Source organism: Micromonospora fulviviridis (assembly GCF_014648395.1).
Taxonomy (GTDB): Bacteria; Actinomycetota; Actinomycetes; order Mycobacteriales; family Micromonosporaceae; genus Micromonospora; species Micromonospora fulviviridis.
This window is the reverse complement of record NZ_BMRA01000004.1, coordinates 395,670-419,314: the sequence shown is the minus strand read 5'-3', so window position 1 is coordinate 419,314 and position 23,645 is coordinate 395,670. Positions and strand designations below refer to the sequence as shown.

20 protein-coding genes and 1 pseudogene are annotated in these 23,645 nt (G+C 77.1%); 11 read left to right on the top strand and 10 right to left on the bottom strand.

The genetic code is table 11. The annotated features are described in order from the left end of the window. On the top strand, window positions 1-1,299 hold the full coding sequence (locus IEY96_RS13355; RefSeq protein ID WP_189195124.1) for a DUF58 domain-containing protein: 1,299 nt from the start codon (window positions 1-3) through the stop codon (window positions 1,297-1,299). A gap of 16 nt (window positions 1,300-1,315) precedes the next feature. Further along, window positions 1,316-3,759 (top strand): annotated as a pseudogene (locus IEY96_RS13350) (transglutaminase TgpA family protein). A 256-nt stretch (window positions 3,760-4,015) separates the two neighbouring features. Here the strand turns inward: IEY96_RS13350 and IEY96_RS13345 are convergent. The 9 genes from IEY96_RS13345 to IEY96_RS13305 all read right to left on the bottom strand — a co-directional run bounded on the left by IEY96_RS13345 (window position 4,016) and on the right by IEY96_RS13305 (window position 14,631). Next, window positions 4,016-4,411: an SCO2097 family morphological protein gene (locus IEY96_RS13345; protein ID WP_091268111.1), complete on the bottom strand. Its 396-nt coding sequence runs from the start codon at window positions 4,409-4,411 to the stop codon at window positions 4,016-4,018. 115 nt (window positions 4,412-4,526) lie between these two features. Continuing rightward, entirely contained in the window at window positions 4,527-5,786 is a 1,260-nt protein-coding gene (locus IEY96_RS13340) for a DNA polymerase IV (protein ID WP_189195123.1), read from the bottom strand. A 56-nt stretch (window positions 5,787-5,842) separates the two neighbouring features. After that, window positions 5,843-7,006: an alkaline phosphatase family protein gene (locus IEY96_RS13335; RefSeq protein ID WP_189195122.1), complete on the bottom strand. Its 1,164-nt coding sequence runs from the start codon at window positions 7,004-7,006 to the stop codon at window positions 5,843-5,845. Continuing rightward, window positions 7,003-7,752 (bottom strand): methyltransferase domain-containing protein, encoded by a 750-nt coding sequence (locus IEY96_RS13330; RefSeq protein ID WP_189195121.1) that lies wholly within the window; start codon window positions 7,750-7,752, stop codon window positions 7,003-7,005. The genes IEY96_RS13335 and IEY96_RS13330 overlap by 4 nt, the downstream gene beginning before the upstream one ends. Before the next feature lie 14 nt (window positions 7,753-7,766). Then, window positions 7,767-7,946, bottom strand: a complete 180-nt coding sequence (locus tag IEY96_RS13325; protein WP_091268414.1) for a hypothetical protein — start codon at window positions 7,944-7,946, stop codon at window positions 7,767-7,769. 97 nt (window positions 7,947-8,043) lie between these two features. Then, on the bottom strand, window positions 8,044-11,421 hold the full coding sequence (locus IEY96_RS13320; RefSeq protein ID WP_189195120.1) for an error-prone DNA polymerase: 3,378 nt from the start codon (window positions 11,419-11,421) through the stop codon (window positions 8,044-8,046). A 51-nt stretch (window positions 11,422-11,472) separates the two neighbouring features. After that, complete coding sequence (locus IEY96_RS13315; RefSeq protein ID WP_189195119.1) at window positions 11,473-13,206, bottom strand: DNA polymerase Y family protein; 1,734 nt, start codon at window positions 13,204-13,206, stop codon at window positions 11,473-11,475. Further along, a complete protein-coding gene (gene imuA' / locus IEY96_RS13310; RefSeq protein WP_189195118.1) occupies window positions 13,203-13,970 on the bottom strand; it encodes a DnaE2-dependent mutagenesis accessory factor ImuA' in 768 nt (255 codons plus the stop codon). Before imuA' ends, IEY96_RS13315 begins: the two co-directional genes overlap by 4 nt. 166 nt (window positions 13,971-14,136) lie before the next feature. Then, on the bottom strand, window positions 14,137-14,631 hold the full coding sequence (locus IEY96_RS13305; protein WP_189195117.1) for an SAV_6107 family HEPN domain-containing protein: 495 nt from the start codon (window positions 14,629-14,631) through the stop codon (window positions 14,137-14,139). A 512-nt stretch (window positions 14,632-15,143) separates the two neighbouring features. On the opposite strand from IEY96_RS13305, the gene IEY96_RS13300 reads away from it, so the two are divergent. Genes IEY96_RS13300 through IEY96_RS13290 form a run of 3 tightly spaced genes read left to right on the top strand, consistent with a single transcriptional unit; the run spans window position 15,144 to window position 17,883 of the window. Beyond that, entirely contained in the window at window positions 15,144-16,541 is a 1,398-nt protein-coding gene (locus tag IEY96_RS13300; protein ID WP_229791576.1) for a ferredoxin reductase family protein, read from the top strand. 20 nt (window positions 16,542-16,561) lie between these two features. Then, window positions 16,562-17,074, top strand: a complete 513-nt coding sequence (locus IEY96_RS13295; RefSeq protein ID WP_189195116.1) for an FMN-binding protein — start codon at window positions 16,562-16,564, stop codon at window positions 17,072-17,074. Between the two features lie 8 nt (window positions 17,075-17,082). After that, the gene (locus IEY96_RS13290; protein WP_189195115.1) at window positions 17,083-17,883 is read left to right on the top strand and encodes an FAD:protein FMN transferase; all 801 of its coding nucleotides are present in this window, start codon (window positions 17,083-17,085) and stop codon (window positions 17,881-17,883) included. Here the strand turns inward: IEY96_RS13290 and IEY96_RS13285 are convergent. Further along, window positions 17,865-19,055, bottom strand: coding sequence for an FAD-dependent monooxygenase (locus tag IEY96_RS13285; RefSeq protein ID WP_189195114.1), 1,191 nt, complete (start codon window positions 19,053-19,055; stop codon window positions 17,865-17,867). The two genes, IEY96_RS13290 and IEY96_RS13285, sit on opposite strands and share 19 nt — an antisense overlap. 77 nt (window positions 19,056-19,132) lie before the next feature. Between IEY96_RS13285 and IEY96_RS13280 the strand changes: the two genes are divergently transcribed. The 6 genes from IEY96_RS13280 to IEY96_RS13255 are packed head-to-tail and all read left to right on the top strand — an operon-like array spanning window position 19,133 to window position 23,636. After that, window positions 19,133-19,906, top strand: coding sequence for a TetR/AcrR family transcriptional regulator C-terminal domain-containing protein (locus tag IEY96_RS13280; RefSeq protein ID WP_229791575.1), 774 nt, complete (start codon window positions 19,133-19,135; stop codon window positions 19,904-19,906). Between the two features lie 5 nt (window positions 19,907-19,911). Then, window positions 19,912-20,400, top strand: a complete 489-nt coding sequence (locus IEY96_RS13275) for a YbaK/EbsC family protein (RefSeq protein WP_189195113.1) — start codon at window positions 19,912-19,914, stop codon at window positions 20,398-20,400. Next, complete coding sequence (locus IEY96_RS13270) at window positions 20,397-21,128, top strand: monooxygenase (RefSeq protein ID WP_189195112.1); 732 nt, start codon at window positions 20,397-20,399, stop codon at window positions 21,126-21,128. The genes IEY96_RS13275 and IEY96_RS13270 overlap by 4 nt, the downstream gene beginning before the upstream one ends. Further along, a complete protein-coding gene (locus tag IEY96_RS13265) occupies window positions 21,125-21,703 on the top strand; it encodes a GNAT family N-acetyltransferase (protein ID WP_189195111.1) in 579 nt (192 codons plus the stop codon). The genes IEY96_RS13270 and IEY96_RS13265 overlap by 4 nt, the downstream gene beginning before the upstream one ends. After that, window positions 21,700-22,512 (top strand): carotenoid biosynthesis protein, encoded by an 813-nt coding sequence (locus IEY96_RS13260; RefSeq protein WP_189195110.1) that lies wholly within the window; start codon window positions 21,700-21,702, stop codon window positions 22,510-22,512. The genes IEY96_RS13265 and IEY96_RS13260 overlap by 4 nt, the downstream gene beginning before the upstream one ends. Beyond that, a complete protein-coding gene (locus tag IEY96_RS13255; RefSeq protein ID WP_189195109.1) occupies window positions 22,509-23,636 on the top strand; it encodes a glycosyltransferase family 2 protein in 1,128 nt (375 codons plus the stop codon). The genes IEY96_RS13260 and IEY96_RS13255 overlap by 4 nt, the downstream gene beginning before the upstream one ends. Window positions 23,637-23,645 lie beyond the last annotated feature (9 nt).

Below are 23,645 nucleotides of genomic sequence, written 5' to 3'. Positions count from 1 at the left end.
GTGCGCGACGGGCTGCGAGGGCTGACCACCCGCGGCCGCTCGTTCCTGGCGGCCGCCGTCGCCGCCGCGATCTCCGCGGCCATCCTGGGCGAGAAGGACCTGCTCCGGGTGGCCGTCCTGCTCGCCATCCTGCCGCTGCTCGCGGCGGCCTACGTCGGGCGCAGCCGCTACAAGCTCGCCTGCAACCGGTCGCTGGAGCCGCACCGGGTGCCGGTCGGGGCCAGCTCCCGGGTGGTGCTGCGGCTGCAGAACCTGTCCCGGCTGCCCACCGGCACCCTGCTGCTGGAGGACCGGCTGCCCTACGCGCTCGGCAGCCGGCCGCGGGTGGTGCTGGAGCGCCTCGGCGCCCACCAGGCCAGCTCGGTGGCGTACACGGTCCGCGCCGACGTGCGCGGCCGCTACGAGGTGGGCCCGCTGGTGATCCGGCTGACCGACCCGTTCGGGCTGTGCGAGCTGAGCCGGGCCTTCCCCAGCACCGACCACCTCACGGTGATCCCGCAGGTCACCCCGCTGCCCTCGGTCCGCCTCCCCGGCGAGTTCGCGGGCAGCGGCGACAGCCGGGCCCGCTCGGTGGCGGTGCACGGCGAGGACGACGCGGCCACCCGGGAGTACCGGATGGGCGACGACCTGCGCCGGGTGCACTGGAAGTCGACGGCACGCACCGGCGAGCTCATGGTGCGCCGGGAGGAGCAGCCCTGGGAGAGCCGGGCCACCGTGGTGCTGGACACCCGCGCCGCCGGGCACCGGGGCGAGGGGCCCACGGCGAGCTTCGAGTGGGCCGTCTCCACCGCCGCCAGCGTCGCCGTGCACCTGCGGCAGGCCGGCTACAAGCTGCGCCTGGTCACCGGCTCCGGCGCGGACGTGGACGCCACCGAGGCCGGCGGCGAGGGCGTGCTCCTCGACCACCTCGCCGAGGTGCACCTGGACAAGCGCGGCGAGGTCACCACGCTGGTGCAGCAGGTCCGGCAACGGGCCGACGGCGGCCTGATCATCGCGCTCCTCGGCACGTTGAGCACCGCCGAGGCGGAGCTGCTGGCCGGGCTGCGCACCAGCGGTGCGACCTGCGTGGGCTTCCTGCTCGACAGCAACAGCTGGCTCAACCTGCCGCCGAAGGCCCGGGCCGAGGCGGAGCACGCGCACGCCGCCGCCGCGCTCGCCCTGCTGCAGAGCGGCTGGCGCGTGATCGGCGTGGAACACGGCAACCGGCTGCCGGTGCTCTGGCCCCAGGCGGGCCGCGGCTCGCAGGGGTTCGCGCTACGGGCGGCGCTGGCCGAGACGGTGGCCGGAGGCGTGCGATGACCCGAAGGGTGGACCCGTGACCGCGCACCGCAACCTCGGCTTCGTCGCCGCGGCGGCGACCCTGCTGGCGGCGGCCCCGCTGTCGGCGATCTTCGAGCGCTGGACCTGGCTCATCCAGGCGGCCATCGTGGTGGCCGTGGTGGCCGGCTCGGCCGCGCTGAGCCGGTTGGCCCGGGCGCCGCTGTGGGGTCAGGTGCTGGCCATGCTGGCCGGTCTCACGCTCGCCCTGACCTGGGTCTTCCCGGGCGGCACCGAGTTCTTCGCGTTCGTGCCCACCCCGGCGACCTTCGCCCACTTCGGCGACCTGCTGAACGCCTCGCTGCCCGACATGCGCTCGTACGGCGTGGAGGTGCCGGACGTCGACTCGCTGCTCTTCCTCGCCGTGCTCGGCATCGGCGCGGTGGCCATCGTGGTGGACGTGCTCTCCGTCGGGCTGCGCCGGCCGGCGCTGGCCGGGCTGCCCATGCTGGCCATCTACTCGGTGCCGGTGGCGGTCTACGTGGACAGCGTCCCCGCCACCCCGTTCGTGGTGGGCGCCTGCGGTTACCTGTGGCTGCTGGTCACCGACAACGTCGACCGCGTACGCCGGTTCGGCCGCCGGTTCACCGGCGAGGGCCGCGACGTCGACGTGTGGGAGGCGTCGCCGCTGGCCGCGGCGGGCCGGCGGCTGGCCGTGGTCGGGGTGGCCCTCGCGGTGGCCCTGCCGCTGGTCGTGCCCGGGATGACCGGCGGGCTGATGAGCGCCGTCGGCAACGGCAACGGCACCGGCAACGGGCGGCCGGGCCAGGGCGGCAGCCCCGGCCGGATCGACCTGTTCGCCGCGCTCAGCGGCCAGCTCAACCAGTCCGAGGTGACCGAGCTGGTCAAGGTCAGCACCGACGAGCCGGCCCCGTTCTACCTGCGCTTCGGTGTCGCCGACGAGCTGCGGCCGGACGGCTTCCGGGTGCGCGTGCCCACGGGGCGGCCCGCCAACCGCAACCTGCCCGACCCGGCGGAGCGCGGCGGCCGGGGCGTGTCGAGGTGAGCAAGAACCTCAACATGCCGCTGCTGCCGGTCTACGCCGAGCCGGTGAAGACCGAGGACCTCGGCGGCAACTGGCTCTACGACCCGAACCTCCAGATCGTCTTCTCGAACCGGGAGAACTCCCGGGGCAAGCGCTACTCGTTCGACTACGTCCGCTCGACGTTCAGCCCGGCGGCGCTGCGCGCGGCGCCGTCCCTGCCGGCCGACGACCCGGTGCTGCGGCAGCAGACCGTCACGCCGGCCGTCCGCGCCGTCGACCGGCTGGTCGACCAGCTGGTCAAGGGCCGGACGAACGACTACGACAAGGTCCGGGCGATCTACGACTACTTCTCGGTGGAGAACGGGTTCACCTACTCGCTGTCCACCCGGGGCGGCACCAGCGGGGACGACATCACCGACTTCCTCGCCACCAAGGTGGGCTTCTGCCAGCAGTACGCCGCGGCGATGGCGTGGCTGGTCCGTTCGGCCGGCATCCCGGCGCGGGTGGCGTTCGGCTTCAGCAACGGCAGCAACTCCGGCGGCGGCACGTACGTGCTGACCAACCGGAACCTGCACGCCTGGACCGAGGTCTACTTCGGCGGGATCGGCTGGGTGCCGTTCGACGCCACCCCGGCGGCGGGCGTCGTGGGGTCGGTCCGCTCGGCCTGGGCCCCGGACACCGACGCTCCCGAGGAGGTCACCCCCCTGCCGGGGAGCACCGCCGCCCCCTCCGGGGTCGACCCCTCGGCCGGCCCGGAGGACCCGGACCGCCTCGACAAGGACGCCGACCAGGGCCTGGCCGTCGGCGACAACGGCCCGAGCCGGCAGAACCCGGTCTGGCCGTGGTGGGTGGCCGGGGCGCTCGCCCTGCTGGCGCTGCTCGCGGTTCCGGCCCTGCGCCGGTCCGCGCTGCGCCGGCGCCGGCGGGCACGGGCGGCCGTGCCCGCGGCCACCACCCTGGCCGCCGTCCCCGGGCAGCGGGGCGAGGCGCGCGAGATCGTGGTCGGCGTGGACGCCGACCGGGCCCGCGCGGACGCGCACGCCGCCTGGGACGAGCTGCTCGACACGCTTGTCGACTTCCACGTCCGGGTGGACCTGACGGAGACGCCCCGGGCGACCGCCGAGCGGCTGGCCCGGGAGGCGCTGGTCGAGGACGCCGGGGCGGTGACCGGGGTCCGGCTGCTGGGCCGGGCGGAGGAGCGGGCCCGCTACGCCCGCGACCCGCTGACCGGCGAGGAGCTGTACCCGGCCCTGCGGTCGGTGCGCGGCGCTCTCGCGGCCCGGGCGGACCGGCGTACCCGGCTGCTGGCGGCCCTGTTGCCGCCGTCGGTGCTGCTGCGCTGGCGGAACGCCCTGACCGACCGCTCGACCCGGCTGGTCACCACGACCGGGCAGGTGCGGCAGCGGCTGCTGCGCTGGAACCCGCGTCGTCTCCTGGCGGGCCGACCGGCCCGCTGACCCGGTTCCGCCCGCCGGCGCTCCCCCGCCGGCGGGCGCGGACCGGGTCCCAACCAACCCCTGGCGCCATCGCTGCGCGCGTTGATCAAGAAGTTTGCGTCAGGAAACCGACCCGCGCCGACGTAAACCTCTTGATCAACGCGGCGTCGGGTGGGGTGGCCGGGGGGATCGGGGCGCGCGGAAGCGACCACGCTCGCCGGCCGTGCCGGCGATCCGCCGTCGCGAGAGGTCCCGCCCCGTCAGGGGCGGGAGGTGCTCAGCGGTGGCCCTCCGGGCGCTGCCGCCAGCGGTCCTCCATCCGGTCCAGGAAGGAGCCCCGGCGGCCGCTGCGGCCACGGGGACGACGACGGCTCGTCGTGCCGCCGACCACGTGCAGGTCGGGCGACTGGGAGCGGCGGTGCGACTGCACCGCGTAGCCCAACGAGGCCAGCATGACGACGAAGCCCGCCACGGCCAGCGGGGGCGTCTTGATCACGGCACCGTAGATCAACAGGGCCAGACCAGCGATGACCACGCCGGCAGCGACGAGCACGCGACGCCGCGCGTGGAAACGCGGGTCGCTGGCGCGCACGGCCGAGGCGAATTTGGGGTCCTCGGCAAGCGACCGCTCGATCTGCTCGAACAGCCGCTGCTCGTGCTCCGAGAGCGGCACGGCACTCCTCCCCGGTCACGTTGGTCGGCCCGGTCGGGCCGACAGACCGTGGCAGCCATCCGGCTGCTTACCCGCAAGTCTACGAGGGGGCTCGCGCGTCGGAAAGCGGGACGACCTACGGCCGGGTCGGTTTTTCGCCGCGCCGGGCATCACGCCTGCCGAGAAGACTGGCCGGACCTATGACGGACCGCCCGAATCGGGCGGCCGCCGCGTCGGCCGCCGCCTCCGCCTCCCGCCAGCCGCGCTCCGGCGCACCCAGGGTGAGCTGCTGCGGCGTCTCCTCCGCCGCGGCGAGCCCCTCCATCCGGACGCCGACCAGACGGACCGGCTCGCCGGGGGCGAGGGCGGTCCAGAGCGCCCAGGCCGTGTCGAACATCTCCCGGGCCGTGTCGGTGGGCACACCGAGGGTGCGGGAGCGGCTGACCGTGCGGAAGTCGGCCAACCGGACCTTGAGCGACACGGTGCGCCCCACCTGGCCCGCCGCGCGCAGCCGGGCGCCGGCCTTCTCGGCGAGGGCGAGCAGCGCGCGGCGGATCTCCGCCGGGTCGGTGACGTCGGTGTCGAAGGTGACCTCCGCGCCGATCGACTTCTCCACGTGCTCCGGGGAGACCCGGCGCGGGTCCCGCCCCCAGGCCAGCTCGTGCAGGTGGCCGGCGGACGCCTCCCCCACCGCCCGGCGGAGCAGGCCCGGCGGCGCCTCGGCCAGGTCGCCCACGGTGTGCAGACCGAGCCGGCGCAGCGCCTCGGCGGACCGCTCCCCCACCCCCCACAGGGCCGCCACCGGCAGCGGGTGCAGGAACTCCAGCACCCGGGTGGCGGGTACCACGAGCAGGCCGTCCGGCTTGGCCCGCGTGGAGCCGAGCTTGGCCACGAACTTGCTCGGCGCCACCCCGACCGAGCAGGTCAGGTCCTGCTCCTCGGCGACCCGGCGGCGGATCAGCCGGGCGATCTCGGTCGGGGCGCCGAAGAGCCGCCGGGCGCCGGCCACGTCGAGGAACGCCTCGTCCAGGGAGAGCGGCTCGACCAGCGGGGTGACGTCGCGGAAGATCCGCATCACCGCCCGCGAGGCCGCCGAGTAGGCGGTGAAGTCCGGCGGCAGGTAGACCGCCTGCGGGCAGAGCGCCCGGGCCCGGGCGGTGGGCATGGCGCTGCGGACGCCGAAGCGGCGGGCCTCGTAGCTGGCCGAGCTGACCACCCCGCGCGGACCGATCCCGCCCACCACCACCGGGCGGCCGCGCAGCTCGGGGCGGCGGCGCACCTCCACCGAGGCGAAGAAGGCGTCCATGTCGACGTGCAGGATCGGACAGCCGGTGTCGTCGGCGTCCGGCCCGAAGCGCGGATCACCGCCCCGGGGCAACGACTGGCTGCGGCCCATCCCCGCAGGCTAGCCGCCCGGTCCGACAGTCCCGCCGCCCGACCGCCCGCGTCGGGTCAGCCGCGGACCACCAGCAGCGGGATGGTCATCTCGGCGGCGGTGTCCGCGCCGTGGTACGCGACCAGCCGGGACTCCATCGGCGGCTCCGAGCGGGTGGCGACCACGGCGTACGTGTCGCGGCAGACCACCACCACGTCGCCGATCCGGCCCAGGTGCGCCTCCGGCACCGGCCCGAACCAGCCGGTCGCCACCGCCTCCGCCCGGGTCAGCACCCGGGCGGCGCCGTCCAGCACCGCCGACCAGGCGGCCACCACGTCGGCGGTGGCGCCCGGCTCGACGTGCAGGTAGCGGACCCGGGGCTCGCCGGCCACCACCCGGACGCCGGCCCGCAGCCGGGGGTCGGTGTCGAGGTCGATCCGGTGCCCGTCGGGCACGTTGAGCTGCCCGTGGTCGGCGGTGACCAGCAGCGCGGCGTCCGGCGGCAGCCCGTCGACCAGCCGGGCGAGCAGGCGGTCCACCTCGGCGGCGGCCAGCCGCCAGGGCGCGGAGTCCACGCCGGTGAGGTGCCCGTGCCGGTCCAGGTCGGGGTGGTAGCCGGAGACCAGGGTCGGCCCGGGACCGGCCGCCAGGGCGGCGAGCATCCGCTCCGCGACCGGGTCGACGCCGGCCGCGCCCCGGTAGTCGCCGCCCCGGTTGGCGGCCAGGGTGAGGCCGCTGCCGCCGTACTCCGGGCGGCTGACCACGGTGACCGCCACCCCGGCGGCGCGGGCCCGCTCGTACCAGGTGGCGACGGGCTGCCAGCGCAGCGGCTCCGGGTCGCCGGCCCACTCGATGTGGCTGAGCACCCGGTCGGTGCCCGGCACCCGGACCTTGAAGCCGAGCACGCCGTGCGGGCCGGACGGGGTGCCGGTGCCGAGGCTGACCAGGCTGGTCGGGGTGGTGGAGGGGAAGCCCGAGGTGAGCGGGACGCCGACCGTGGCGGCCAGCCCGGCCAGCGTCGGCGCGTACGGGGCGGCGGTGGGGATCTGGTACCAGCCGAGCCCGTCGACCAGCAGCACGGCGACCCGCCGCACCCCGGCCAGCCGGGGCGCCAGGCCGAGCAGGTCGGCGGCGCCGGGCACGCCGAGCAGCGCCAGCGCGCTGGGCAGCACGTCGGCCAGGCTGCCGCCGCCGTAGCGGGGCGCGACCCGGTCGAGCGGACCCACCGCCGGGCCGGTCATGCCGGGCGGCGGGCGAACAGGTGCAGCTGGGCGGCGAGGTCGCGGTAGGGCGACCGGGCGGCGAGGGCCCGTTCCAGCTCGACCAGGGCGGCCGACTGGCCGTCCGCCACCGCGGCCGGGAGCAGGTCGGCGAGCACGCGTACGCCGTGGATCTCCTCGACGGCGAGCCCGGCGGCGGCGAGCAGGGCGGTGGCGCCGTCGGTGTCGTAGCGGCGGCGCAGGGTGTCCCGGGGACCGGCGGCGCCGGCCGGGTCGGCGGCGAGCGCGGCCGCCACGTCCAGGTGGCCGTTCATCGCCCGGGCCAGCACGGCGGCGGCCCGGCCGGCGACCAGCACACTGGCCGCGCCACCGGGGCGCAGGGCAGCGGCCAGCGCGGCGACCACCGGGGCGGGATCGTCCACCACCTCCAGCACCGAGTGGCAGAGCACCAGGTCGACGGTGGCCGGCTCGACCAGCCCGGCGAGCGCGTCGCCGTCGCCCTGCACGGCGCGTACCCGCTCGGCGACCCCGGCCTCGGCGGCCCGGCGGGTCAGCGCGGCGAGCGCGTCGGGGCTGGCGTCGACCACGGTGACCCGGTGGCCGGCGTCGGCGAGCGGGACGGCGAAGCCGCCGGTCCCGCCGCCGACGTCGAGCACGGTGAGCCGCTCGCCGGCTCGCCGGTCCAGCTCGGCCCGGAGCACCGCCCAGATCACGGCGGTGCGGGGGGTCAGGGTTCGGGTGCGCTCCACGCCGCCGAGCCTAGTCACCCCCGGGCCCGGGGTCAGGACTCGCCACCGCCGGCGGGGTCCTCCTCGGCGCGGGACCGCTGGGCGTTGGCCACCGGCCCGTCGGTCACCTGGTATTCCCGCGGCTCCACCTCGTGGGTGGGCGCCCAGCCGGCGCCCAGCCGGGTCCGTCGGGCGTTCGCCACGCCACCGGGGTACGTGCTGTGAAAGGTCATCGGTTCATCCCCCATACCCGGGCGGGCCACTCTGCCCACCCGCGCCCGGGAGTCTCCCGCGTCCGGGGCCGGGAAACCGTAATGTGGATCACTGATCTCAACGGAAATCCCGGGACGCCGGCGTGACGGGCGGCTCGATCTCGTCCAGTCGGTCCGCGGTGAGGCTGATGACGCCCTCGTGCCGCTGCAACCGGCCCCGCACCACCAGCGCGCCACTGGTGCGGGCGACTCGACGGTAGCGCTGCCAGAGGCCCGGGGAGCAAGTGACATTGAGCATGCCGGTCTCGTCCTCCAGGTTGAGGAAGGTGACCCCGCCGGCGGTCGCCGGGCGCTGCCGGTGGGTGACGATCCCGCCGACCCGGATCCGCTGCCCGGGCTCCACCCGGCCCAGCCGGGCGATCGGCACCGCGCCTAGGGCGTCCAGCCGGTCTCGGATGAACCGGGCCGGGTGGCTCTCCGGGGACAGGCCGGTGGCCCAGACGTCGGCGACCAGGCGGTCCACCGCCTCCATCCCGGGCAGGGTGGGCGGCGTCGTGCCGGTCACCGTGCCGGGCAGCCGGCCCGGCCGGTCCTGGGCCGCCGCGCCGGCGGCCCAGAGGGCCTGCCGCCGGGTCAGCCCGAAACAGGCGAAGGCGTCCGCGGTGGCCAGCGCCTCCAGCTGCGCCGCGGTCAGGCCGACCCGGCGGGCCAGGTCCGGCATGTCCCGGTACGGCCCGTGGGCGGTCCGCTCCGCCTCGATCCGCTCGGCCACGTCGTCGCCGAGGGTACGCACGCTGCCCAGCCCCAGCCGGACCGCCGGGCCGCCCAGCCCCCAGGCGTGCGGCGGCTCGCCCGGCTGGCTCCCCCACCGGGTCTCCGGCGTGGACTCCAGGACCGCCTTGGCGCCGCTGGCGTTGATGTCCGGCCGGCGCACCTCGACGCCGTGCCGGCGGGCGTCGTCGACCAGGGTCTGCGGCGAGTAGAAGCCCATCGGCTGGGCGTTGAGCAGCGCGGCCAGGAACGGGCCCGGGTGGTAGCGCTTCAGCCAGGAGCTGGCGTAGACCAGGTAGGCGAAGCTCATGGCGTGGCTCTCCGGGAAGCCGTAGCTGGCGAACGCGGTCAGCTTGCGATAGACGTCGTCGGCCAGCTCGCCGGTGATGCCCCGCTCGGCCATCCCGGCGTAGAGCCGGTCGGCGATCTGCGCCATCCGCTCCACCGAGCGCTTCGCCCCCATGGCCCGGCGCAGCTGGTCGGCCCCCGCCGCGTCGAAGCCGGCCAGGTCGATGGCGAGCTGCATGAGCTGCTCCTGGAACAGCGGCACGCCGAGGGTCTTCTCCAGCGCGTTGCGCATCAGCGGGTGCGCGAAGGTCACCGGCTCCTGGCCGTTCTTGCGCCGGATGTAGGGGTGCACCGAGCCGCCCTGGATCGGGCCGGGACGGATCAGCGCCACCTCCACCACCAGGTCGTAGAACTCGCGGGGCTTGAGCCGGGGCAGGGTGGCCATCTGGGCGCGGCTCTCCACCTGGAACACCCCGACCGAGTCGGCCCGGCAGAGCATGTCGTAGACCTCGGGGTCGTCCAGGGTCATGTCGCCCAGGTCGAGGCTCATCCCGATCAGGTCGTAGCCGTAGTGCAGCGCGGAGAGCATGCCGAGGCCGAGCAGGTCGAACTTGACCAGGCCGACGGCGGCGCAGTCGTCCTTGTCCCACTGGAGCACGCTGCGGCCGGGCATCCGCCCCCACTCCACCGGGCAGACCTCGATCACCGGCCGGTCGCAGATCACCATGCCGCCGGAGTGGATGCCCAGGTGCCGGGGGAACGTCTGCAGCTCGTTGGCGTACGCCACCACCTGCTCGGGGATGTCCTCGACGTCGACCGCCGCGACCGAGCCCCAGCGGTCGATCTGCTTGCTCCAGGCGTCCTGCTGCCCGGGCGAGAAGCCGAACGCCTTGGCCACGTCCCGCACCGCCGACCGGGGCCGGTAGGAGATGACGTTGGCGACCTGGGCGGTGTGCTCCCGGCCGTACCGGGCGTAGACGTGCTGGATCACCTCCTCCCGGCGGTCGGACTCGATGTCCACGTCGATGTCGGGCGGGCCGTCGCGTTCCGGGGCGAGGAAGCGCTCGAAGAGCAGCCGGTGGCGCACCGCGTCCACGTTGGTGATCCGCAGCGCGTAGCACACCGCCGAGTTGGCCGCCGAGCCCCGGCCCTGGCAGTAGATGTCCTGCTCGCGGCAGAACGCGACGATGTCGTAGACCACCAGGAAGTAGCCGGGGAAGCCCAGCTCGTCGATCATCCGCAGCTCGTGCTCCAGCTGCGCGTACGCCTCCGGGTGTGCCTCGGGCGGGCCGTAGCGCTCCCGGGCGCCGGCCATGGTGAGGTGGCGCAGCCAGCTCATCTCGGTGTGCCCCGGCGGCACCGGGTACGCCGGCAGCTGCGGCGCGACCAGTTGCAGGTCGAAGGCGAGTTCCGCGCCGAACTCGGCGGCCCGGGCCACCGCACCCGGGTACGCGGCGAACCGCGCCGCCATCTCCGCGCCGCTGCGCAGGTGGGCGGTGGCGGCGGCGGGCAGCCAGCCGTCGATCTCGTCCAGGCTGCGCCGGGCCCGCACGGCCGCCACGGTGGTGGCCAGCCGGCGCCGGCCCGGGGTGGCGTAGTGCACGTTGTTGGTGGCCACCGTGGGCAGCCCCGCCGCGGCGGCCAGCTCGGCCAGCGCGTCGTTGCGGTCGGCGTCGAGCGGGTGGCCGTGGTCGGTCAGCTCCACCGCCACCGTCTCGGCGCCGAAGAGCGCGGTGAGCCGGTCCAGCTCCCGGGCCGCCGCGTCGACGCCCTCGGTGAGCAGCGCGGCGGGCACGTGCCCCTTGCGGCAGCCGGTGAGCACCAGCACGTGGTCGCGCAGCTCCTCCGCGACCTCTTCCAGCTCGCCGTAGACCGGGCGGCCCTTCTCGCCGCCGCGCAGCTGGGCCCGGGCGATGGTGGCGGCGAGCCGGGCGTACCCCTCGTGGCCGTGGGCCAGCACCAGCAGGTGCGCGCCGTGCGGGTCCGGCTCGCCGTTCTGCGGGCCGGGCAGCCCGAGGGAGAGCTCCGCGCCGAAGACCGTCGGCAGGTGCAGCGCGCGGGCCGCCTCGGCGAAGCGCACCACGCCGTAGAAGCCGTCGTGGTCGGTGACGGCGAGCGCGGTGAGCCCCAGCCGGGCGGCCTCCTCGGCCAGCTCCTCGGGGTGGCTGGCGCCGTCGAGGAAGCTGAAGTTGGAGTGCGCGTGCAGCTCGGCGTAGGGCACCGCGTCGTCCGGGCGGGACAGCTCCGGCGGCGCGTACTCCTGCCGCTTGCGGCTCCACGCCGGGGAGTCGCCGCCGTCGGCGTCGACCGCGAGCGGGTCCACCACGTGCAGGTGCCGCTCGCCCCGCGGCCGCCCCGTGCCGGACCGCCCGTCGGACCGCCCGGAGAGCACCTGCTCCAGCTCCGACCAGGGCATCTTCGGGTTGTGGAAGCTCACCGGCGGTCTCCCCGGCGGCTGCGGGGCCGGCGCGCGGCCGGGGCGTGCCGCTCAGTCATAGATCGCCTCCACCAGCCACTGGCCACCCTCGACCGCGAGCAGCAGGGCGGCCCCGTCGGCCAGGCACACCTGGAACCGGGCCCGGCGGCGGGCCTCGGCCGGCGCCCACCAGCGCTCGTCCACCGGCCACGGGCCGACCCAGCCGGCGATCTCGGCCGGCCGGCCGGCGCCGACGGTCAGCCGGGCCGGGGCGGCGCTGACCGCCAGCCGGGCGCTGACCACGACCGGCTCGCCGGCGGCGTCGTGCACGGCGGCCGGCAGCGGGGTGGGCAGCACCACGGCCGGCGCGGGCGGCGGGATCCGCCCCGGCCACGGCGGCACCGGCGCCCCGCCCGACCGGGCCGCCCGGCTGGGCCGCGCCGCCCCACCGGTGGAAACGGAAGCGCCACCGCGGGCCGGCGCCCCGTCCGCGGGAGCAGATCCGCCGAGCGCCGGCAACGCCGGTCCGCCCGAGGGAGCGGCGGCGTCCGGAGCGGCCGGCAGGGGCGGCGGGCCGGGGCGGGCGGGCAGGCGCTCGTCGCCCCACGGGACCAGGCGCACCTGGTCGGCCGGGGAGCGCCCGCCGCCCAGCACGGCGGTGACCACCGCCTCGGGGCCGAGGATGCCCTGCACCCGGCTCAACGCGCGGTGCGCCCGCTCCCGCTCCTCGCCGGTCTCCCCCCACAGGCCGGGTTGCAGGCCGGCCTGGGCGAGCACCCCGTCCGGCACCAGCCGCAGCCGGATGATCCCGGCGGTGGGCCGGGCCGGGCGCGCGCCGCCCCGGCCGTTGCTGCCGGAGAGCCAGCCGTCGAGCTGCCAGCGGACCCGGTCGGCGATGGCCGCGGCGGTGAGCAGGCCGTCGTGCCGCCAGACCCGGTGCAGCTCCTGGCCGTGCGCGGTGACCGCCTCGATGCCGAGCCGGGTGCAGGCCAGCCCGTGCGCGGCGAGCCGCTCGTGCAGTTGCTCGGCCAGCGTGCGGGCGGCGAACGCCGCGGCGTCGACCCGGTCGATCGGCTCGTCGTGGTCGGCGGTGACGGTCAGGTCGGCGGGCGGCTGCCGGACCGCGAGCGGCCGGTGGTCCCGGCCGGCGGCGAGCCGGTGGGCCAGCGCCCCGTCGAAGCCGAACCGGGCCAGCACGTCCCCCGCGGGCAGCGCGGCGAAGTCGCCGAGGGTGCGGACGCCCAGCCGGCGCAGCAGGTCGGTCAGGGTGGGCCGGCCGAGCGCCTCGACGGGCAGGCCGGCCAGGAACTCCGGGGTCCCGCCGGGGGGCACGATCCGCCCGTCCCGGGCGGCCAGCCCGGCCGCGAAGACCCCGTCGGCGATGCCGACCTGGCTCTCCACCGCGCAGGTCTGGGCGACGTGCTCGACGATCCGCTCGGCCGCCGCCTCCTCGCCGCCGAGGTAGCGGCTGGGGCCCCGGGCGGCCAGCGCGCAGGCCCCGGGGCGGATCACCTCGACCCCGGCGACCACCTCCTCGACGGCGGCCACCACCGGCTCGAACGCCCGGGCGTCCCGGGCGGGGTCGTGGTCGACGACGGTGAGCTGCGGGCAGCGCCCCTGCGCCTCCCGCCGGCGCAGCCCCCGGCGGACGCCCTCGGCGCGGGCCCGCTCGGAGCAGGCGACCACCCGGTTGGCGTGCAGCACCACGACCGGGTCGGTGGCCGGCACCCCGTCGACGATCTCGGCGGCGAGGACCGGCCAGTCCGGGCACCAGAGCAGCAGGGTCCGCGCCGGCGCGCCGCTCATGCCGACCCGACCACGGTGAGCGGCCGGACGGCGGCGGCCGGAGCCACCACGCGGAGCCGCCGGGGCGCGGCGGCGCGGACGGCGCCGGCGCCGGTCGACCGGGGGATCACCCGGGTCAGCTCGTCGCCGGGCAGCCAGACCTTGATCTCCTTGGGTCGGGCGGCCGCACCCCGGCCACGGGCCGAGACGGTCACCTCCCGGCGGCGCAGCCGGCCCCGGCCCGGCCCGAGCCCCTCCCAGACCCCGCGGACCACCTGGAGCGTCACGTCCGCGCCGTCCCACCGGCCGTACGGGACGAGCACGCTGCCGCGCTGCCGGGCCCGGGCGGCCAGCCGGGTGGCGATCGAGGCGGAGACCGTGGTCGGCACGGCGGTGACCACCACGTCGACCCCGTCGATGAGCGCGGCGACGACGGTGGGCCACTCCGGTCCGGGGTTCGGCACGAGGGCGAGCCGGTCCAGGGCGATGCCGGCCTCGGCCGCCGCGCCGGCCCCGAAGGTGGGTACGCCCACCACGGCGCACCACGAGCCGGCCCGGGACGCCTCGGCGAGCAGGGCGAGGATCAGGGAGGTGGCGCCGCTGCGCCGGGGCTGGCCGGCGCCGACCGCGATGGTGCTGCCGCGCCGCAGCCCGCGGTTGGGCAGCAGCCCGGTCAGCTCGGGCCGGACGGGGAGCACCCGGTGGCCGCCGGCCGGGTCGGGCGCGCTCGCCGGGCGTACCAGCTCGGCCAGGGCGGCGGAGCCGACCACCATGCGGCCCGCCATCGGACCTACCCCCCGTCGTGTGTTCACCACGGGCACCGGCCCGTGGATGGTGCTTGGATCGTGCGGTGCGGGACGGGCGTGCGGCCCCGGCGCGGCGCACCCGCCGTCGCCGGGGAGCGGCGCCCGGCCACCCGGGGTCCCGCCGGTGGTGGCCGGACGCCGCGGCTCAGGCGGCGGCCGCTCCGGGGCGCGGCGCGGCGTCGGACCCGCCGAGCCGGTGCAGCCCGTCGAGCGCCGGTTGGTGTGCCAGGCCGAGCGCGGTCTCCACCACGGTCACGAACTCCTCGGCGGCGCGGAGCAGGTCGTCGGCCTCCCGGGCGGTGACCACCCGGGGGATGCCGGCCTCGGCGGCGGCCCGCTTGCCGGCGCCGGCGGCGAAGTAGCCGGCCCACTCGTCCAGCTCGGGGGCGACGGCGGCGAGCAGCACCCAGACGCTGGTGATCCGGTTGCGCCGGGTGGGCGCGGGGCGGGCGCGGGCGGCGAGCAGGGCGGCGGCGGCGCGCAGCGCGGCGAGGTGGGCGGCGGCGTACCGGAGGCCGTCGGGGCGGGTCCGGGCGGCCTCGGCCAGCCCGTGGCGGGCCACCACGAGCAGTTGGGCGGGGGTGCGGTGCGGCAGCACGTGCGCGGGCACCGTGGGCGCCTGGGCCGGACTGGTCGACATGGTCTCTCCTCCGCGTGGGCCGGGGCGGGGCGGCCGCGCGACGGGGAGCCGTCGCCCGGGACGCCCGGAACGGGCGGTGCGGAGGAAGACGCACCAGGTGGGGGCCGGCCGGGTGTGGACGCTTCCCCACACCACACCCGGCCGGCGTACCGGCGGGTCCGTCGCCCGCCGCCCCGGGGTCGTGGGCGGCGGGCGACGATCCTGCCTGACGGGTCCGGACTCGCGACTGTCCGGAGCCCGGTGCGGTCCGCGGAACCGCACCTCCCGGGAGCCGGAGCCGCGAAACACCGCTCCCGGACGTTGGAACGAGCGTACGAGCGAATCGAACACTCGTTCTAACTGCTCTGACAGTACACCCCCCCTCCGACGAAAATGCAACGTGTGACGCACCGGCGCGTCGATGCGCCGGCCGGTGGATTCTCAGGGCGCGCACAGCGTCGGCAAAGGAGCCGCCGAGTTCCGGCCCGCAGGGTGGACGACATGAACGTCAGCCGTACCGGGAAGACCCCCAGGTGAGCGCCGCCGTCGCCGGCCGGCGGACCCCGCGCCGGACCCTGCCGGCCGTCCCGGCCTGGTGGGCCGACGTGGCCGGCGGCGCCGCGGTGCTCAGCCTGCTGGTGGTCACCGCGCTCTGGACCGCCGACCGCGGCGTGCAGGAGCTGCTGGGCGGCGCGGCCACCGGCCTCACCTCGCTCGGCCGGCTCGCCGGCCTGGTCAGCGCCGACCTCATGCTGATCCAGGTGGTGCTGATGGCCCGGGTGCCGCTGATCGAGCGGCGCTTCGGCCAGGACCGCATCGCCCGCTGGCACCGGCTCACCGGCTTCACCTCGTTCCACCTGCTCCTGGCGCACGTGCTGCTGACCGTCCTCGGGTACGCCGGCACCGCCCGCCGGGGGGTGCTCGCCGAGACCTGGGACCTGGTCGTCACGTACCCGGGGATGCTGCTGGCCACCGCGGCGCTGGCCCTGCTGGTGCTGGTGGTGGTGACCTCGGTCCGCGCGGCCCGGCGCCGGCTGCGCTACGAGTCCTGGCACCTGCTGCACCTGTACGCGTACCTGGGCGTCGCGCTGGCGCTACCGCACCAGCTCTGGACCGGCGCCGACTTCCTCGCCTCGCCGCTCGCCCGCGCCTACTGGTGGACCGTCTACCTGCTGGCGCTGGCCAGCGTGCTGGTCTGGCGGCTGGGGCTGCCCGCCTGGCGCTCGCTGCGGCACCGGATCGAGGTGGCCGCCGTGGTTCCCGAGGCGCCCGGGATCACCTCGGTCTGGCTGCGCGGGCGCGACCTGCACCGGCTGCCCGTCCGGGCCGGGCAGTTCCTGCTCTGGCGGTTCCTGGACGGCCCCGGCTGGTCCCGGGCCCACCCGTACTCGCTGTCCGCGCCGCCGAACGGCGACCTGATGCGGATCACGGTCAAGGACCTGGGCGACGACAGCGCCCGGGTGGCCGCCCTGCGCCCCGGCACGAGGGTGCTCGTCGAGGGGCCGTACGGGCGGCTCACCGGGGAGCGCTGGCGCGGCGGCGGGATCACCATGCTGGCCTGCGGGGTCGGCATCACCCCGCTGCTGGCCCTGCTCTGGGAGCTGCCGTACGCGCCCGGCCGGGCGGTGCTGCTCTACCGCGCGCGTACCCCGGAGGACCTGGCCTTCCGGGCGGAGCTGGACCGGCTCGCCGCGGAGCGCGGGCTGGTCGTGCACCACCTGGTCGGCCCCCGGGCGGCCCGCCCGTCCTGGCTGCCGGCCTACGCCGAGGGGCTCTCCGACGCGGAGGCGCTGCGCCGGCTCTCCCCCGGCGTCGCCGGCCACGACGTCTTCCTCTGCGGACCGGACGGCTGGGTCGACGCCGCGCGCGCCGCGATCCGCGCGGCCGGGGTCCCCGACGCGCACGTCCACCACGAACGCTTCGCCTGGTGACAGGCGGGAAGGGACGATCCATGCGACGGATCACCATCTGGTTGCTCTCGACGGTGGCCGCGCTGGTGCTGCTGTTCAGCTACAAGACCAGCACCATGGGCGCGGGCGGGGAGAGCAGCGCGATCGCCTCCGGCTCGGACGGCGCCGGCAGCGGCAGCTCCTGGACCGGCACGGACGACGGGTCGGGCTCGTCGAGCGGCGGCACGTCGAGCAACGACGGCGACACGTCGAGCGGCAACGGCACGTCGAGCGGCGGCGGCACGGCCACCGGGTCGGTGGCGCAGACCCGATGGGGGCCGGTGCAGGTGAGGATCACCGTCTCCAACGGGAAGATCACCGACGTCACCGCGGTGCAGGTGCCGGACGGCAACCACCGGGACCAGGAGATCAACGACTACGCGGTGCCGATCCTGCGGCAGGAGGCCCTGGACGCGCAGAGCGCCCAGATCGACACCGTCTCCGGGGCCACCGTGACCAGCGACGGCTACCGCGAGTCCCTCCAGTCCGCGATCGACGCGGCGCACCTGAAGTGAGCGGGACCGTGACCGAACCGGACCGGCGCGCCTGGGTGGCGCAGGTGATGGGGCTGCCGGTCAGCGTGCACCTGCGCGGCCCCGGGGTACGCACCGACGCGGTGGCCGAGCGGGTGGAGCGGGTCTTCGCCGAGCTGCGCACGGTGGACGCGACGTTCAGCACGTACCGGCCGGACAGCGTGCTGGGCCGGCTCGGCGGGGCGATGCCCGACCCGGCCGCCGCGGAGCCGCTGGTGCGCGAGGTGGTCGAGCGCTGCGAGGCGGCCCGCGTCCGCACCGGCGGGTGGTTCGACGCGCGGCGGTTGCCGCTGCCCGGCGGGGGCACCGGCTTCGACCCGTCCGGCCTGGTCAAGGGGTGGGCGGTGGAGCGGGCCGCGCGCTGGTTGGCGCTGCCCGGCCACGACCTGTGCCTCAACGCGGGCGGGGACGTGCTGCTGCGCACCGCGCCGGGCCGGCCGGCCTGGCGGGTCGGGATCGAGGACCCGGACCGCCCCGAGCGGCTGCTCGACGTCGTCACCCGCGCGCACGGCGCGGTCGCCACGTCGGGCACGGCGCGGCGCGGCGCGCACATCACCGACCCGCGCGCCGGGCGGCCGGCCGAGGCCGTCCGGTCGGTCACCGTGGTGGGCCCCGAGCTGCTCTGGGCCGACGTGTACGCCACCGCGGCCGTCGCCCGCGGCGCGGACGCGCTGGACTGGCTGGCCACCCTGGACGGGTACGCGGCCCTGCTGGTGGACGCCGCCGGCCGGGTCCGGGCCACCCCGAACTGGCCCGGCTCCCGAGCGGCGGCTCAGACCGGCGCCGCGTAGTCGGGCAGGTCGGCCTCGGTGGCCAGCGACCCGGTGCTGCGCACCAGCAGCGACTGGACCGGGCGGGTGGCCAGCAGCCGGTCGCGCAGCCACAGCCCCCAGCCGGTGGCCGGGGCGAGGAAGTGGCCGGGGCTGGCGCCGCGCTGCCAGCGGCCGGCGTAGGCCCGCATCCGCCGCTCGTACGCGGGCAGCGCCACCCGGTGGTCGCCGCCGGCCAGGGCCAGCTCGCCGGCGAGCACGTACGCCCCGACCAGGCCGGTGCCCACCCCCATCCCGCCGAGGGTCACGCCCCAGGCCGCGTCGCCGAGCAGCACCGCCCGGCCGGCGTGCCAGCGGGGCACGCTGACCCGGGCGATCGCGTCGAAGTAGAGCTCGGGGGCGTCCCGCAGGCCGGCCAGCAGCCGGGGCACGTGCCAGCCCAGCCCGGCGAAGGCGTCGGCGACCAGCGCCTTCTGCCGGTCGAGGTCGAGCCGGTCGTGGTCCTGCCGGGGCGAGGCGAACACCACGAGGGCGGTGGCCCGGTCCGGCTCGCGCTGGTCGGCGGACACGCTGGCCATCCGGCCGGGCACGTTGTACTGCCGCGGGACCGGGCCCGCCCCGAGGTCGTTGGGCAGGTCCCAGCCGGCCAGGTGGTAGCCGAGGTGGGCGACGTACGCCGACTCCGGCCCGAACGCCAGCCGGCGCACCCCGGAGTGCAGCCCGTCCGCCCCGACCACCAGGTCGACGGTGCGGGAGGCGCCCCGGGCGAGGTCGACCCGCACCCCGTCGGCGGTCTCGGTGAGCGCCGTGATCCGGTCGCCGAACAGGTACCCGACCCGGTCGGCGCCGTGCTCGTAGAGGATCCGGGACAGGTCCCGCCGGCGGACCTCCAGCTCGCCGCCGGCGAACTCGGCCGGCAGCCGGAAGACCTCCCGGTCGTGCTCGTCCACCCGGCTCATCGCGCCGGCGTGGGTCTGCACGGCGCGCAACTCGTCGAGCACGCCCATGGCGGCGAGCACGCCGAGGTGGGTCGGCCCGCGGAAGTCGACCGCGAAGCCGCTGGTCCGCAGCGCGGGAGCGGCCTCGACGACGGTGACCTCGGCCCCGTGCCGGGCCAGCCACCAGGCCACCGCCGGGCCGGCCACCCCGGCGCCGGAGACGAGCACGCGGAAACCGCGCAGTGGAGTGGGCATGTCTTCCCCCCGTTTCAAAACTGTGTCCCTCGGATACAGAGTACTCTAGACACAGTTTCGATCCGAGGACAAGAGGGGTGACCGTGGAGACCGGTGGCGTCGACCAACGCCGGCTGTTCGAGCTGCTGTGGGGCACCCCGACCGGCCCCCGGCGCGGGCCGCGCCCCACCCTCACGCTGGCCGCGATCGCCCGGGCCGGCATCACCATCGCCGACGCCGACGGCCTCGACGGGCTGACCATGCAGCGGGTCGCCGAGTCGCTGGACGTCACCAAGATGGCGCTCTACCGCTACGTGCCCGGCCGCGCCGAACTGGTGGCGCTGATGCTGGAGGCGGCGGTCGGCGAGCCCCCCGCACCGCCGGCCGGCGCCGACTGGCGCGGCCGGCTCGACGACTGGACCCGGCAGCTGTTCGACCGGTTCCGCCGGCACCCGTGGGCCCACGCGGCGACCGTCGGCCCCCGGCTGCCCGGCCCGAACGAGCTGGCCTGGCTGGAACGGGTGGTCGCCGCCCTCGCCGGCACCGGCCTGACCGGCCCCGAGCAGCTCGACGTCGCGGTGCTCCTGGTCGGGCACGCCCGCAACCTGGCCCAGCACGCGGCGCCGGACGACGCGCCGGGCGGGAGCCGCGAGGCCGCCTTCGACGCCCTGGTCCGCGGCCGGGAGGAGCGGTTCCCGGCGCTGCACGCCGCCCTGCGCGGCATCGACCCGAACACCCCCGACCAGGCCCTCGACTTCGGCCTGGCCCGGATCCTCGACGGCGTCGAGGCGCTCATCACCGCCCGCGCCGCCGCCGTCCCCCGACACCCGGGCGGGGTGGACGAGCGGAGCCCGGGCGGCCGGGGAGAATGAGGGGCATGCAGCCACACCCGAACGTGCAGGCGGTGCAGCGGGCGCTCGACGACGCGGGCGCGCGGGGCGGTTCCGGCGGCCCGAGCCAGGTCCGCCTGCTGCCCGAGGCCGTGCACACCGCCGCCGCGGCGGCCGAGGCGCTCGGCGTCGAGGTCGGCGCCATCGCCAACTCGCTCGTCTTCGACGCCGACGACGCGCCGCTGCTGGTGCTCACCTCCGGCGCGCACCGGGTGGACACCGCCGGGCTGGCCGCGTCCCTCGGCGTCACCCACCTGCGCCGGGCCACCCCGGACTTCGTCAAGCGACACACCGGGCAGGTGATCGGCGGGGTCGCCCCGGTCGGCCACCCGCAGCCGCTGCGCACCCTCGTGGACACCGCGCTGGCGGCGTACGACGAGGTGTGGGCGGCCGGCGGCGTGCCGCAGGCGGTCTTCCCCACCACGTACGCGGAGCTGCTGCGGCTCACCTCCGGCACCCCGACCGAGGTGGCGTGACCCCCGAACTCGTCACGCTGCACGTGTGGCGCATCCCCCGGACGGCCGTCCCCCGGGCGCTGGCCCGGATGGCGACCCACCCGGCGCGGCTGCGCCGGATGCCCGGTGTCCGGTTCGCCAAGCTGCTCGGCACCGGGACCGGCACCGGCTTCGGCCCCGGCGACACCGACCTGACCCGGTGGGCCGCCCTCGTGGTGTGGGACTCCCCCGCCGCGGCGGCCGGCTTCGACGCCTCCCCGGTCGGCCGTTCCTGGGCCCGGCTGGCCCGGGCCGCCGTCCGGGTGGAGCTGCGCCCGCTGACCAGCCGGGGCGAGTGGTCCGGCCGCCGGCCGTTCGGCGAGCCGTCCGGCGGGCGGGTCACCGGGCCGGTGCTGGCACTGACCCGGGCCCGGCTGCGAGCCCGCCGGGCGGTCACCTTCTGGCGGGCGATCCCGCCGGTCGCCGCCGCCCTGCACGCCGCGCCCGGGCTGCTCGCCCGGTTCGGCGTCGGTGAGGCCCCGCTGGGCTGGCAGGGCACGGTGAGCGTGTGGCGCGACGCGGCGGACCTGGTCGCGTTCGCGTACCGTCACCCGGAGCACCGCGCCGCGATCACCCGCACCCCCACCGAGGGCTGGTACGCGGAGGAACTGTTCGCGCGGTTCGCGGTGGGCGACGTGGTCGGCGACCGCACGGTGCTGGGGTGGGCCGCCCCAGCGGGCGACCCGGAGACGGCGAGAGGGAACGCATGAGGTTGGTGCGGTGGACGCCGGACGATCTGGTCCGGCGGCTGGACGACGTGGTGGCCGTCTACGGCGAGGCGATGGGCTACCGCGCCGACCTGCTGGAGGCCCGGCGCGGCTACATCGCCACCCACGTCCGCCGGCCCGGCTTCCGGGCCGTCGCCAGCCTCACCACCGAGGGGCACCTGGCCGGCTTCGGCTACGGCTACCTGGGCGCCGCCGGCCAGTGGTGGCACGACCAGGTGCACCGGGCGCTGGACGGCGAGGCCCGGCAGCGCTGGCTGACCCACTGCTTCGAGGTGGTCGAGCTGCACGTCCGCCCGCCCGCGCAGGGGCACGGCCTGGGCGCCGGCCAGCTGCGCGCCCTGCTCACCATGGCCGAGGGGAGCACCACCCTGCTCTCCACGCCGGAGGCCGACGAGCAGCGGTCCCGGGCCTGGCGGCTCTACCGCCGGTTCGGCTTCGTCGACATCCTGCGCCACTTCCACTTCCCCGGCGACGAGCGGCCGTTCGGCGTGCTCGGCCGGGACCTGCCGCTGCCCCCGCCCGGCCCCGGCGGCGCGCCCGCCCCGGACACGCCATGAGCCGGGGCCGGCTGCCCTGGGCGCTGCTGGCCGTCCTGGTCCTGGCCCAGATCTGCTACCCGCTCACCGGCGGCGCGACCCGGGCCGGGCTCACCGTGGCCACCGTCGTGCTCGGCTGGCTGCTCTCCGTCGGGCACGCCCTGCTCAGCCGGGGTACGCGCACCGCGCTCGCGCTGGTCGCCGTGGCCACCGGCGGCGGCTTCGCGATCGAGGCGCTCGGCGTGGCCACCGGCTTCCCGTTCGGCAGCTACGACTACTCCGGCGAGCTGGGCCCGAAGCTGGCCGGGGTGCCGCTGATCATCCCGCTGGCCTGGACCTGGATGGCCTGGCCGGCCTGGCTCACGGCGGTCCGGCTCACCCGCTCCCGCCCGGCCCGGATCGCCCTCGCCGCGGTCGGGCTGGCCGCCTGGGACCTCTTCCTCGACCCGCAGATGGTGGCCGAGGGCTACTGGCGCTGGCGGGACGCCACCCCGGCCCTGCCCGGCCTGCCCGGCATCCCGGTCAGCAACTACCTGGGCTGGCTGCTCTTCGCGGTGCTGCTCATGACCGCGCTGCGCCCGCTCGCCGGGCCGGCCGTCGACCGCGCCGACGGGCGGGACGCCCCGATGTTCGCGCTCTACCTGTGGACGTACGCCTCCAGCGTGCTGGCGCACGCGGTCTTCCTCCGGCTGCCCGCCTCGGCGCTCTGGGGCGCGGCCGGGATGGCGGTGGCCGCCGTGCCGCTGGCGGTGACGCTGCTGCGCGCCCGCCGGGACGGGGCCGGTCGCGGTGCGGCGGAACCGGCGCCCCGCGTCGACGCGCCGGCATGATCCCCGCGCTCGTCGTGGTCGCGGTGGTGGCCGCGCTCACCGCGCACACGCTGGTCAACGCCACCGCCTGGCTGCGCCGCCCCGGCGCCGGCCCGGTCGAGGTCACCGAGTCGGTGGCGGTGCTGCTGCCGCTGCGCGACGAGGCCGACCGCGTCACCCCGTGCCTGCGGGCGCTGCTCGCCCAGCGCGGCGTGCCGCGGCTGCGGATCGTGGTGCTCGACGACGGCTCGACCGACGGCACCGCCGAGGTGGTCCGCGCGGTGGCCGGCGACGACCCGAGGGTCACCCTGCTCACCGGGGTCGCCCCGCCGCCCGGCTGGCTCGGCAAGCCGCACGCCTGCTGGCAGCTCGCCACCCGCACCGACCCGGCCCCGACCGTGCTGGCCTTCGTCGACGCCGACGTGGTGCTCACCCCGTACGCGGTCGCGGCGGCGGTGACCGAACTGCGCGCGGCGGGCGCGACGCTGCTGTCGCCGTACCCCCGGATCGTGGTGCGGACGGTGGCCGACCGGCTCGTGCAGCCGCTGTTGCAGTGGTTGTGGCTGACCTTCCTGCCGCTGCGCGCGATGGAACGCTCGCCGCGGCCGTCCCTCGCCGCGGCGGGCGGGCAGTTCCTGGTCGTGGACCGGGCCGGCTACCTGCGGGCCGGCGGGCACGCGGCGGTCGCCGACCGGGTCCTGGAGGACATCGAGCTGGCCCGCGCGGTGAAGCGGTCCGGCGGCCGGATCGCCCTCGCCGACGGCGCGCGGCTGGCCGCCTGCCGGATGTACGAGAGCTGGCCGCAACTGCGTGACGGCTACGCCAAGTCGCTCTGGGCCTCGTTCGGGCACCCGGCCGCCGCCGCGGTGGTGGTGACCCTGCTGCTCCTGCTCTACACCGCTCCCCCGCTCGTCGCGGTCGGTGCCCTGGTGGCCGGCGCGCCGGTGACGGCCGGGCTCGCGCTGGCCGGCTACCTGCTCGGCGTCGCCGGGCGGGCGGTCAGCGCCCGCGCCACCGGCGGGCGGGCCTGGCCCGACGCGCTGGCACACCCCGTGTCGGTCGTGGTCCTCGGTTGGCTGACCCTGCGGTCGTACCATCTGCGGAAGCGACGCCGGCTCACCTGGCGGGGTCGCCCGGTCAGCTAGGAGGGGGCG

Excerpts from the sequence above, each read along its gene's own strand:
- IEY96_RS13340 (WP_189195123.1), bottom strand. The coding sequence starts at position 5,786 with ATGGGCCGCAGCCAGTCGTTGCCCCGGGGCGGTGATCCGCGCTTCGGG.
- IEY96_RS13335 (WP_189195122.1), bottom strand. The coding sequence starts at position 7,006 with ATGACCGGCCCGGCGGTGGGTCCGCTCGACCGGGTCGCGCCCCGCTAC.
- IEY96_RS13325 (WP_091268414.1), bottom strand. The coding sequence starts at position 7,946 with ATGACCTTTCACAGCACGTACCCCGGTGGCGTGGCGAACGCCCGACGG.
- IEY96_RS13315 (WP_189195119.1), bottom strand. The coding sequence starts at position 13,206 with ATGAGCGGCGCGCCGGCGCGGACCCTGCTGCTCTGGTGCCCGGACTGG.
- imuA' (WP_189195118.1), bottom strand. The coding sequence starts at position 13,970 with ATGGCGGGCCGCATGGTGGTCGGCTCCGCCGCCCTGGCCGAGCTGGTA.
- IEY96_RS13305 (WP_189195117.1), bottom strand. The coding sequence starts at position 14,631 with ATGTCGACCAGTCCGGCCCAGGCGCCCACGGTGCCCGCGCACGTGCTG.
- IEY96_RS13295 (WP_189195116.1), top strand. The coding sequence starts at position 16,562 with ATGCGACGGATCACCATCTGGTTGCTCTCGACGGTGGCCGCGCTGGTG.
- IEY96_RS13285 (WP_189195114.1), bottom strand. The coding sequence starts at position 19,055 with ATGCCCACTCCACTGCGCGGTTTCCGCGTGCTCGTCTCCGGCGCCGGG.
- IEY96_RS13275 (WP_189195113.1), top strand. The coding sequence starts at position 19,912 with ATGCAGCCACACCCGAACGTGCAGGCGGTGCAGCGGGCGCTCGACGAC.
- IEY96_RS13265 (WP_189195111.1), top strand. The coding sequence starts at position 21,125 with ATGAGGTTGGTGCGGTGGACGCCGGACGATCTGGTCCGGCGGCTGGAC.
- IEY96_RS13260 (WP_189195110.1), top strand. The coding sequence starts at position 21,700 with ATGAGCCGGGGCCGGCTGCCCTGGGCGCTGCTGGCCGTCCTGGTCCTG.
- IEY96_RS13255 (WP_189195109.1), top strand. The coding sequence starts at position 22,509 with ATGATCCCCGCGCTCGTCGTGGTCGCGGTGGTGGCCGCGCTCACCGCG.